The organism is Paenibacillus amylolyticus (assembly GCF_047302515.1).
GTDB lineage: Bacteria > Bacillota > Bacilli > Paenibacillales > Paenibacillaceae > Paenibacillus > Paenibacillus amylolyticus_G.
Window position 1 is genome coordinate 2,230,537 of record NZ_CP168019.1, and the last position, 11,877, is coordinate 2,242,413.

An 11,877-nucleotide genomic window follows, 5' to 3' on the forward strand; every position below is an offset into this window, starting at 1 on the left:
GTAGTCAAGAATTTCACAAAAAAAAGATCAAGACATGATCATGCCAAATGAAGTACGCAGAACCGTCTCGATCTGTTCACGGGATGAACCTGATTTCTCCATAACTCTCACACCAAGAATGGTGTTATTTAGGTAAGATGCAAGCTCTATACTCGTATACCGGTTGGAAATTAACTGTTGTTTCTGGCCACTACTTATGATTTTCTCTAATACCAGTTGAACCTCTTCTACCATGAGCTCAGCTTCGCGTGTGACCTGCTCGTCATCTGTTCCGAATTCGAGTGATGCATTCACAATTAGACACCCTTGGCAGCCAGTTTCATCGTCTAAAAGGGAATATCGTAAGGCATCCAGTTTATCACCGGGAGACGAATCCAGGGCTTCAATCTCTTTCAATTTCGCTATAACCTGTTCACGGTAAAGTGCCAGCGCCTTCAGGAACAACGATCGCTTGTCTTTAAAAATACAGTACAAACTTTGCTTTTTGACTCCTGTAGTACGCGTAAGGTCCTCATAAGAAGTTGCTTTGAAGCCTTGATTCCAGAACACTTCCATAGACTGGTGTAATACACGATCGACATCAAATTCTCTTGGTCTGCTCATGGGATTAATGTATCAGTTATTGACCATACAGTCAAGAAGTGATCATTTTATATCCTATTTGAAAGAGGATAGTCACAATGGATAAACATAAATTTTTATATAAATGAACAAAAGCACCGATCCTCCCAAAAGTGTGAAGACTGGTTCTTCATATGTCCGTTTTTAATGGTCCTTACATTAAACTAAACACAAAAGAGAATGTTTATCCTCATTCATTTCCACAACTCCATTGAATGCGGTCTAACTCTTCCGGTAAGCAACCTTGTGAAAAGCATTGATATAACGAAACAGTGCTTCACCATCATCAGGCACATGCATATTTGTATCCAGTGGCAGCATCATTGCCTGATACGGCTCTGGCACCATTCTATATTGATGGACATAGGAGGTTAGGATGAACCCGTTGCGTTGCCAGAACTGAATGCGTTCCTGATGAGCCTCCGTTGTCCCGAACTCCGCTTCGATAATCATACCTTTGATCCGGTGTTCCCTTAACGCCCAGGCTCTGAGCTGTTCTAGCATCCAGGTCCCTATGCCCCACCCACGCAACTTCTGTTTAACCGCGAGGTAATCGATGATCAGGATGCGGTCCGCAACCTTCCCCTCCAGTCCAGTAACAGCCATCGCAACCACTTCTCCATGATGCACGCCCGTGTGTAAATAACCAATCTTCCGGTCCAGCATACTGCGCAGAATCGCTTTTGTCTTAGCGCCGCTTTGAAAAGCCTCATGATAGATTCGCTCCATCCGCGCCCACAATGCTTCATCCCACTCCTCTATAGTCGTAAACTCTAATTCCAGCATCTCATTAGCCTCCAGCTTTAATTCAGATTTATCGTGATCGCCCTTCTGTACGCTGCTTTTTTACTCGCTTTATCAGCTTACACCGAATTCAAGACATGTAAGAGATATTCCTTCCGGTTTAATGGATAATGATCGTATCTTGTACATGAAGGCACTTCACCATCGAAGGGCTGATAGCCATAAAATTCGGACGGGTTCGACCTCTTTATTCTTCGATCGTACTTCCTTTGACGAATTCTGCGATTCTGAAGACTGTAGCATGTCTTTAATCTTAAAAGTTTATGTTTTTATCGTTCGCATACCTGGCGTATATTCACAAAATTCATCTATCCTGCCCGTTAACGTAATGAAGCTGCTGGTCTAACACAGGCAGCTTCATTCTCGTCGTTTATTCAATTATAATTTCTACGTTAGCGCAATAAAGCATTAACTTTTAATATCTTCTTTAGCCTTTTGTCTATATCGAATTATGGAAAGAGGTAAATTAACTACTCCAAGAATAAAAGAAGAGCCAATAGATATCCATTGAGATATTGAAGGATAATTCGGTTTTCCGTCTCCTACAGGTCCTATTTTGGGTTGGTGGCTATCCCACAAAACATATAAGAGACCAACAGCAGGTAACAATATGCAAATTACACTTGCAACTATATGTAACACATACTTGTTCAATCCTACCCCTCCATTTATTGTATTCATGTCTTGAACTCTGTTTATATTATAACGTTATCTAAAACGGGAAATTACACTAAGCTACTCCTTAGTTTAACAAAAAAATTTCTCCTTTAAGATATTTCCTAAAATAGTTTTCAATAACTGATGGAAAATTTGCCGCTAAGGATTGTTGTTCATTTGGATTTAGAGAATGGAATGCGAAAGTCCTAATGATTGTCCAAATAAAAAATGCTTCTAATAACTCGACATAATTCTCTTCCAGTTGATTTACTTTGCTATACGATGAAATAAATACTTTCCTATTATCAGATGAAAGATGCAAAAATGTTTCAGCCATATCAAATAAATAAAAGCCATAGCCACAATTCGAAAAATCTATAGGTCGAGGAGTATCCTTATAAAAAACATAGTTACTCTCATGAAGGTCAGAATGAATAATTCCCCAGTTACTCGGCAAACGTTTATGGTTTTGTATCACATTAGCTATTTTATGTGCTGACTCTTCCACATGAACAAACAATTCCCTTGAGATAAGCTCTAAATTTACTAACTGTTTTAATTGATTAAGTGATGAGTATAAATGACCAGAATTGTATATCGGTCTGTTAAAGCTTTCAGGTGCATTCCACTGCATAGAATGTTTATGTAGAGCCGCCATTAAGAGCGCCAAACTTTCAGTTTCATTACTTGTTGGCTCTCTTTGAAGTACGCTTCCATGAATCCAATGATGAATAGTCACCATGATTGTATTTTCGCTATGATCAGTTGATATTTCCGTTACGAGATCACCTTGAAAATTTCTGACAGGTGCAGGTACGACGAGATTTGTATCTTTAACCAAGGCTTCAAGCCAAATAAGCTCTGATGCGATATTCCCTTTTGATTGAATGGAAATCGTTGAGATATGGATTTTGATAAGAAACTTTTGATTATCATCGTTGGTCTGAACTTGAAATGTAACATTATCACTCTTTCCGAGATACACAAGTTTTTCCCAATAGATTGGGTATTGCTGTAAAGCTTCTTTCGCCACCTTCGCATAATCTTCTTCAGAAAGCATAGTATCCACTCCAGTTAATGTGATTTTTACTTCACAATTTTACCAAGTGAACTTTATTTTATGGTGATAAAAGTTGATTATAACTAAACTCTACTGCCCTTTACCTACATAGAATCAGATGAGTTCGCTGCGTAGCAAAAAGGTCTGGTCAAATGTTAATTTCACCCATATATCCACTAAAATCGCTTATAATTAACTTATATTCAAGTCGATTACCTACCTTAAGTTAAAAGGACATATCGCATATGCTCTAAAGGTTATAGAGTTTTCGAATACACACTTATGTATAAGAGGAGGCGAATGATATGACGATAATACCTGTTATAGTAATGATCTTTGTATTTGTACCTACCGTTATACTCATGGTAAGCATGCCTTATTTAACAAGAGAGACGATTAGTTTTGGGGTCACCGTCAGCGCTGTACAATTTCATAGCGAACCTCTACGCCAGATGCGGAAGTTATATGTTAGGATTAGTGCTACCTTTCATACCATCCTATTCATTGTTTGTATCATCTGCCTAATATACGGTGATGAATATTCCAAGCAACAAAGTTGGATCATTGTCACTTATTCACTCGCCATGGTCGTAATCTCCCTAGTCATAAACATTAGCTATCATTTCAAAATGAAAAGTTTACTACCTATGCTGCCTATTGCTCTGGAACCATCCATCATAGCAGTGGACACTGGTTTTCGGAAAAGAAACATTAGCTTGTCTAGTAATTGGTTCCTCATCCATGTTTTCATTATTGTTGTTGGTATTGTAACTGTGCTACTCAACTATGAACTAATTCCTGATCAGATTCCGATCCATTACAACAGCAGTTGGAACGTAGACGGCTATGCAGCTAAATCTTATAGTTCTGTGTTTATGCCTACGATAATGCAAGTGTTCATAATACTTGTGTTCATATTTGAGAATTGGAGTATTCGCAGAGTGAAGCAGCAGGTTCAACCCACTGATCCGAACCGTTCCATCAGACAAGACGTAACTTTCCGCCGTACTTGGTCATGTTTTATGATTATAGCAAGCTTCTTAATAGTTATCCTGTTGTCCGTCGTGCAACTAAATATGATATCTCTGCTTAACATCAATTTCGCTATTCCCATTGTCCTAATCATAATAGCCTTTATCATCCTATACGCCTTAGCATTATCGTTTTGGGCTGGTCAGGGTGGAAGCCGCTTGGAGCAATCGGCAGATCGCTCCAATTACAGACCTGTCCATGATGATGATAAATGGCTATTAGGTATGATTTATTTCAATCTCAAGGATCCAAACCTAATCGTCGAGAAAAGGTTTGGAGTCGGCTGGGGATTAAATTTCGGTCACCCAGTATGCTGGCTGATTTTTCTCGGAATTATCGTACTGTTAGTTGTGGTGTAACAAGGCTTGGAGGTTAGTACTCGCCTCAATCGGTACATAAATGTATGCGGAAACCGTCGATAAGCTTGACGAGATCGTGTCTACGGCTTCATTCGCTGCGAACTTAGTCCCATCACATCAGACTTTGGTGCAGTTGGACCTACTATCATTGGGTTAATGAGTTCTGAATTATAACAATAAGAAAGCAACTGATCACTTGGGTCAGCTGCTTTCTTATTGTTATAGAGGTTTTGTACATCGTTAACGGGCATATATCAAACGAAGATGATACAAGTGTTTATTTATTGCAAAAATTGTTTCGATTGTTTTCTTTTAGATAGGGAATTATCAAGCAATGTTGTTACGATGCCAATCACAAGGGCAAGGCACCGATCCATGGAATATAGTTCAACAAGTTGTGGTTGACAGCAATACCCCCGATACCAGCTCCGGCAGCCATTCCAACTTGTCCAATCGCGCTATGCAAACTAAGTACAATGCCTGAAGCAGCGGGAGCGAGACTTATAAGCTGAAATTGGATCGGCGTACCTGAGGACCGGGCTGCTAGTGGATGTTACTCCATCCGCTTACATCACATTGTCCATAATCATTATCACCCACAGTAACTAACGTAACATCAGTTTTTAGTCCAATCGTGTGGGCACATCCCGCCGAAACAGCTCTAATGTCATGCCAGACACTTACATCGCATTGGTGATGTTTATTTGAACCCACAGCAACCGTCGTACCGTCAGACTTAAGACCAATGGTATGGTAACTCCCCGCTGCAACTGCTACAATATCACGCCAACCGCTTACGTCGCATTCACCTTCATTATTTCTACCCACAGCCACTACCGTACCATCCGATCTAAGCCCAACCGTATGAAGATACCCCGCCGAAACAGCCAATATGTCGCTCCAGTTGTTTACGCTACATTGGTTATATTTATTGTTACCAACTGCTGTTACCGTTCCGTCTATTTTTAGACCGACTGTATGCCAGTCACCCGTCGTGACCGATACAATATCATGCCAGCTGCTCACGTTGCATTCGCCTTCATTATTTCGCCCCACCGCAACCACAGTGCCATCAGATTTAACCCCAACAGTACGGCACCAACCTGCCGAAACGGTTACTATATCGCACCATTCGCATACATTGCATTGGTCATGCTTAAAATCCTCCGTTAGCTCAACTGTAAGTCATAAAGTGTGGCGTTCATATCTTCACAGAAAACGGTCAAAAGGACACTAACTTAGTATTCTTATTCGACGTTGTATTCTAATACTCCTAGCTATTAAGATAGTGGAACCACAATCTAAAAATTTGAGGCAAAAAATACCGACCTTTCAACTTCAAAGGTCGGTTTACCCAATAGGGAGAAGAAAACAATGGTTATAACTGCATTATATCCACCCTATACCGTTATAAACCGTATTCTGCTCTAACTCTATGTTTATCTTGTCATATCAGTAATATCAACACTCATATGTTCAGTAAGCATTAAGGTTACATCCACTTTCACTTTGCTCCACAATAGTGTCATTTTATGAAGGTAACCTCTTACCGAATAGTCTACCGTTAAACTCAGCTCGGATCTCTTTTCATCTATTATTTTAATATGATGTTGTTTTAAACTTTGTTTTGATTTGTACATCTCTAAAGCAATTTTCTTTTGGGTACCGTCCAGGTAGTCAGCATACACAGATTTCATCTTAAAGTTTGAAGCGTATATTTTGTGCTTATCTACCTCAAGAGCACCTAAAAGATAAGGGAGCTCTACCACCCTCTTTACGAGTGAAAGTTCCTCAGAAGTCTGTCTCACTGTACACGCCTCCTTCTTCAAGTTTTACAGTGACCAATTGATCAAAATCGACCCATTCAAATCCATTATTCATTTCAATTTTTATTTTGTTTCCAAAGGAACTGACTGAAGTGACGATTCCGTGTATATACCGATTGCCTGACTCATTAAATACTTCAAAGGCGGCTTGCAATGTATATTTGAAAGACATATCTATATTCTGAGTAATAATCTCCCACTCATCTTGATGAATCAATGGTTTTGTTTGATAATGAATTTGAGTACGATGCTGTATAATTCGTTCTTTATGTTGTGGAAGCATCATGCGGCTCGATTCCCATAATCCATTGGCCTCCAGTTTTTTGCTCATTTGTAATGCCCCCCAATTTTAGATGCTCTATCGATCGCTTGGCCAGCAGCCGTAATGGAGCTCGCTCGTAGAATGGCAATGTCGCCAAATCGATCCTTAATGTCGTCCATCACCTGATCAATGGCTCGTTTCTGCTCCTGATCATCAAAGAAAGATAGTTGATATGTATCCGCGTTGGATAATTGAGACAGGGATACGCCAACACGGCGCACAGGTTGCCCATCCCAATGTTGATGAAATATGCGTTTGGCTAGTTTGCACACATCAACGGTTATGTTTGTTGGATCAGACAGTTTAACTTGCCTGTGAAAACCCGTTGGTTGGTCGAAGTCGGCTCCAGATACACTCACGGAAACGACACTACCCATCAGTCCCTTTTTACGGGCTCTTCTGCACACTTCTGTACAGATATCTAGGATAACTACTTCGATCTCCCAAGCCTCTATGAAATCTCTTGGCAGGGTCATTCCGTTTCCGATATCCTTTTGTGTACTGTGTGTGTTGACGGTTACCGGTGAATTGTCGAGTCCATTTGCCACTCGCCAGATGACTTCTCCATTAACACCCCACTTACTTCTTAATTTAGAAAGAGGCGTATTCGCCAGGTCTCTAATGGTTCGGATGCCCATCTTCCACAGATGTTTTTCCATTCTTGAGCCAATCCCCCACATATCGCGGATGGGCTTATCTCCAATGTGGAGGTGTAATTCCTCTTTCTTTAAGTGGAAAATGCCACCCTCTGCTTTTTTAGCAATCATATCGCAGCACAATTTACTGATGATTTTGTTTTCACCAATGCCAGCTCTTGCGTAAACGCCTGTTTCATTATAGATTTTGTCTTGAATTTGCTTGGCCAGATCGATTGGATCGTTACCAAATAGATGCATAGACCCTGTAAAATCAGCGAATAATTCGTCTATACTGTACGGTTCGACTAGGTCGGTGAACTCCTCAATAATGGACATGATTTGAGTGGATACTTCGATGTATTCTTGCATGTGGGGTTTCACAATGATCAGTTCAGGGCACTTCTGAAGGGACTGCCAGAGTGGTTCCGCGGTAGACACCCCCTTAGCTTTGGCTAATGGACATGCGGCAAGAATAATTCCAGAACGTCTTGCTGGATCGCCTGCGACGGCGAGTGGACTATTTTTGTATTGAGGCATTTTCGCCTTTTCGACTGAAGCATAAAAGCTCTGCATATCAATGAGCATAATGGTTCGCTGCTTAGTCAACACTGAAATCACCCCTGTACTTTTAAGAACGTATGTTTGTATATATTATAAACCGAACACACGTTCTTTATGCAAGAGGTAAATATTTATATTAGTCGGACTATATTTTGCCCATTTCGGCAATCGGTATAAGTTCGTGTCGTTGGCTCAGAAAACGAACTTATACCGGAAAAAGAAAAAAGCCGCTAAACATAGCGACTTTAATAAGAGCAGTTTTTGGTATTTAACTGTAATAACTCTAATATTAACTTACCCTATTATCCATTCATATTTCTGTACCAAATACGCTCTCTTTCACCTCTGCAATTGGCATATCTTCTCCTGTAAATAGTTTGTAAGCAAGTGCGCCTTGCCATAACACCATACCGAGACCGTTAATCGCTTTGGCACCAGCAGCTTCGGCCTGTTTTAACAGTTTTGTTTTGCGAGGATTGTATACAACATCGGTTACTACCAAATCTTTGCGTAACACATCTTCTACATCGTCAACAATACTCAATTCGTCTAAAGGTTTCATGCCCAAGCTTGTAGCGTTCGCTAAGATAGCACTTTCTGCGATTTCTTTACGAAATGCTTCTTTATCTTCCAAAGGGAAAACGTTAGCCTTCACGCCGAAGTGTTTCATCTCATTGTTAATATATGCTGCATTTTCTTCTGCCTTGGAGAAGAATTTGTCATTTCTGGCGAAGATACTAATCTCTTTAATGCCTGATTGAACCAACTGAATAGCGATCGGTGTTGCAGCACCTCCAGAACCGACTAAAGTTACTTTTTTCCCGTTTAGCTCGACTGCATGTTCTTCAAGATTTTTTACGTAACCTAATCCGTCCGTATTAAATCCGACCAACTTGCCATTTTTATTTACGACGGTATTACTGGCTCTTGAGAATTTAGCGGTATCATCCAGCTCGTCCAAATACTGAATAACATCAATTTTGTTTGGCATGGATACATTGAATCCTGCAACGCCCATTGCTTTCATACCTTCAACTGTTTCTTTCAATTTCTCTGGCCCAACCTCAAAAGCCAAATATGCATAGTTCAACCCACTGATCGTATAACCCACATTATGCATTTGTGGGGAAACGCTATGTCCGATTGGTGTTGCAAGTAATCCAACTAAAGTTGTTTTTGCGTCAATTTTGGCAAGATTTTTATCGTTATTCATTTGAAAGACTCCTTATGAGTTGAATTTTTATTGAAACACTTTTTTTCCTCGGATAAGTACAAAAACTGCAAGCAATACACTCAAACATGCAATGACCATATCAAAAACAAGTGTCATGGAAATACCGATCTGTCCCACCAAGAAGCTCGATATAAAGGGAACTAATATAAAAGCAGCACTTCCTGCTATATTCACATAAGATGTTGTCGTTCCTTTGTTTTTGACGAAGAATCTTGTCATTATAGTGATAGCCAATTGGAAGGTACCTGAAGTGGACAATCCCAAGATAAACGTCATAATGATAACAATTGTATATGATTGAATAAAGAACAAGCTCAGCATGGATAGGAAGGCTATCGTTGGATATAAGATCATCACAGTAATTGGTTTTATAAACTTGTCTAATACAGCTGCAAGCAAAAGTACCGAAACCAATGCCCCAATGCTAAAGTAACTTAAAAGTTTTATCGAGACATTCTCACTTAGTCCAATATATTTAGACCCAAGCTCTGGAAGCCATGTTTGCCAAACCACAAACAATGCTGTGGAAGTAAAACCGATAAGGATGATTGCCAATCCTTCTCCCCAAAACTTCGGTTCTTCCTTGAAACGATTTTTGTAGGTTTCACTGTCTGCTTCATCTTTTGAGTGGGACTTAAACGATGGGAACGGCATAAAGATCAAGTAAATTCCACTGATCAGGAATAAGATTCCCAAAGCATAAAATGACCAGCCCCAAGAGATATCGTTGGCAACTAGATACGCGAGAATGAATGGCAGTAACGTGGCTCCGATGGACATGATCGCTTTGACCAAAACCGTAGCCGAACTAGATTTCTTAGGAAATGACTCAATCAATGCTGGGTATGTTCCTGAATCCAGTAATGAATTTGCTATTCCGGCAGTGATGGCCAATACAAAGGCCACAGGATAGCTTGACACTAAAGGAATACCAACAAGGAAAAGTAAATACAGAAAACTTCCTGTAATGATGATTGGTTTACGACCGATTTTATCGGACAACCGGCCGGCAAAGAATAGAGCTATCAGCTTACCGATACCAATTGCAGAAACAAGCAAACTAATCTTTTCAACAGGTTGATTGTAGTTATCTGATAGGGAACTCATATTTGAAGCTATAATGATATTGATCATCCCAAGCATAAAGTAATTCAAGTACATGCCAAGAGACGTTTTAATATATGGATTCTTCATTTGCTTCCCCTCCGTGTATATTACAAGCAAATTTTTAGTGAAACATTATTTTGAAAATGATCTTATTTGCTTTGATAAATAAAGCGCCAGACATGTACTCATCACAGCAATACATAAGTCAAAATAAAACACAGCAGATATTCCTATATGTTTAACGAGTAAACTTGTGATAAAAGGAATAACCATAAAAGCTACGCTAGCAGAAGCACTTACATAAGATACGCTTACCCCTTTTCTAGCTGGAAATAAATCAATCATGACTGTCATAGCTAATTGATACATTCCTGAGGTGAACAACCCAAGAAAAAATGCAATAAACGGAGCAATGACTGGATTACGGAACGCCAGCAGTACAATTAAAACGACGGTTGCTATTGCAGGTGTAACGACCATTGCCGTAATAGGTTTAATGAACTTTTTCAATAAGAAAGCAAGCACCAAGATACAGATTAATCCACCCATGCTGTAAAAACTAAGTAACTCCACTGCCTTTTTCTCATTTAGCTGTAAGACTTGGTTACCATAAGTAGGCAGCCATGTCTGAATGACTGTTGACAACGATACAGAAAAAAAACCGATGATGACCAGGGCAGAACCTTCTTTCCAACTATACAAGTCAGTCTTCTGATCACTGGAAAGCTTCTCGTTTTTCTCCTTGTCGGAGTTTTGGGCAGTCATTCCAGGAAAGCGAATGGTCACAAAATACATACCTAAAAAAACAAACAGAATGGCAGGAATGAAAAATGCATAACCAAAAAATAGTTCTTTAGACATTAAAAATGTTACTAAAGCCGGTAGAATGATGGCTCCTACTGACATAAATGCTTTTATTAACACAATTGCAGTGCCTGCTGCTTCTTGATAGCTTTCATTCAAGGCTGGGTAAGAACCGGAATCCAGAAGCGAATTACTTATTCCGGCTAAAAAAGCGAATAAGAGCGCAATCTGAAAGTGAGTTGTTAATGGTATTCCAACAAGAAAAACAGCGTATAGCAACGCAGCTGCAATGATCAAAGGTTTTCTGCCAAAACGATCGGATAACTTACCAGCAATATTTATTGTTACTAAGTGGCCAATCCCAACAACAGAGATAAGCAAGCTGATGTCTGTTGGGACAACATGTAGTCGCTCGGATAAAAAATTCATATTTGAAGCGAGCATGATACTGACCATTCCCAATAGTAAATAGCTTAGGTAAATCCCTAATCCCATTTTTAGGTGCGGATATTTCATTTGTTGTCCCCTTTGCTAAAATACAAGTTCAACAACTCGATATAATAATTACATTTCTTTGCCCCCTAATGATACAATTCTGTACTCCTATATTAGGAAATATACCTTGATGCATAAACCGAAGTATATCGATGTACAAAATAGAATGAATTTAAATGAATTATACTTTTAATTATAAGGATGAAATCAAGTATATCGATATACTAATTCGTGCGCAAAAATTACTATACTCCTCACAAAAAAATGTGTCAATATTGTGATAAATTTCACAGGGTTTTTTTAGTTATTATATTCTGTGTCCTAGTAGGGCTATCTTAAGTATTAAAATGTGAAAAT

General features: G+C 39.4%; 11 protein-coding genes and 1 pseudogene. 1 reads left to right on the forward strand and 11 read right to left on the reverse strand.

Going from position 1 to position 11,877, the window contains the following annotated elements:
• Positions 1-27 precede the first annotated feature (27 nt).
• The 4 genes from ACDJ59_RS09570 to ACDJ59_RS09585 all read right to left on the reverse strand — a co-directional run bounded on the left by ACDJ59_RS09570 (position 28) and on the right by ACDJ59_RS09585 (position 3,142).
• Entirely contained in the window at positions 28-603 is a 576-nt protein-coding gene (locus ACDJ59_RS09570; RefSeq protein ID WP_413408587.1) for a TetR/AcrR family transcriptional regulator, read from the reverse strand.
• A gap of 240 nt (positions 604-843) precedes the next feature.
• The gene (locus tag ACDJ59_RS09575) at positions 844-1,407 is read right to left on the reverse strand and encodes a GNAT family N-acetyltransferase (RefSeq protein ID WP_413408589.1); all 564 of its coding nucleotides are present in this window, start codon (positions 1,405-1,407) and stop codon (positions 844-846) included.
• Between the two features lie 426 nt (positions 1,408-1,833).
• Complete coding sequence (locus ACDJ59_RS09580) at positions 1,834-2,079, reverse strand: hypothetical protein (protein WP_091021024.1); 246 nt, start codon at positions 2,077-2,079, stop codon at positions 1,834-1,836.
• An 88-nt stretch (positions 2,080-2,167) separates the two neighbouring features.
• On the reverse strand, positions 2,168-3,142 hold the full coding sequence (locus ACDJ59_RS09585) for a phosphotransferase enzyme family protein (protein WP_413408590.1): 975 nt from the start codon (positions 3,140-3,142) through the stop codon (positions 2,168-2,170).
• Positions 3,143-3,447: 305 nt separating this feature from the next.
• Between ACDJ59_RS09585 and ACDJ59_RS09590 the strand changes: the two genes are divergently transcribed.
• A complete protein-coding gene (locus ACDJ59_RS09590) occupies positions 3,448-4,533 on the forward strand; it encodes a DUF1648 domain-containing protein (protein ID WP_413408591.1) in 1,086 nt (361 codons plus the stop codon).
• A 543-nt stretch (positions 4,534-5,076) separates the two neighbouring features.
• Here ACDJ59_RS09590 and ACDJ59_RS09595 read toward each other — a convergent pair.
• The 7 genes and pseudogenes from ACDJ59_RS09595 to ACDJ59_RS09625 form a co-directional block, all read right to left on the reverse strand.
• Positions 5,077-5,691, reverse strand: a pseudogene (locus ACDJ59_RS09595) (RCC1 domain-containing protein); the annotation flags it as partial.
• A 281-nt stretch (positions 5,692-5,972) separates the two neighbouring features.
• Positions 5,973-6,341, reverse strand: coding sequence for a hypothetical protein (locus ACDJ59_RS09600; protein WP_413408592.1), 369 nt, complete (start codon positions 6,339-6,341; stop codon positions 5,973-5,975).
• Entirely contained in the window at positions 6,325-6,690 is a 366-nt protein-coding gene (locus ACDJ59_RS09605) for a YolD-like family protein (protein WP_413408593.1), read from the reverse strand. Before ACDJ59_RS09605 ends, ACDJ59_RS09600 begins: the two co-directional genes overlap by 17 nt.
• Positions 6,687-7,904 carry a DNA polymerase IV gene (locus tag ACDJ59_RS09610; protein WP_413409762.1) on the reverse strand — a complete coding sequence of 406 codons (1,218 nt, stop codon included), beginning with the start codon at positions 7,902-7,904 and terminating at the stop codon, positions 6,687-6,689. Before ACDJ59_RS09610 ends, ACDJ59_RS09605 begins: the two co-directional genes overlap by 4 nt.
• 286 nt (positions 7,905-8,190) lie before the next feature.
• Positions 8,191-9,093: a shikimate dehydrogenase gene (gene aroE / locus ACDJ59_RS09615; RefSeq protein WP_413408594.1), complete on the reverse strand. Its 903-nt coding sequence runs from the start codon at positions 9,091-9,093 to the stop codon at positions 8,191-8,193.
• 27 nt (positions 9,094-9,120) lie between these two features.
• Positions 9,121-10,308 carry an MFS transporter gene (locus tag ACDJ59_RS09620; RefSeq protein WP_413408596.1) on the reverse strand — a complete coding sequence of 396 codons (1,188 nt, stop codon included), beginning with the start codon at positions 10,306-10,308 and terminating at the stop codon, positions 9,121-9,123.
• A gap of 45 nt (positions 10,309-10,353) precedes the next feature.
• Entirely contained in the window at positions 10,354-11,541 is a 1,188-nt protein-coding gene (locus ACDJ59_RS09625) for an MFS transporter (protein ID WP_413408597.1), read from the reverse strand.
• Positions 11,542-11,877: the final 336 nt, after the last annotated feature.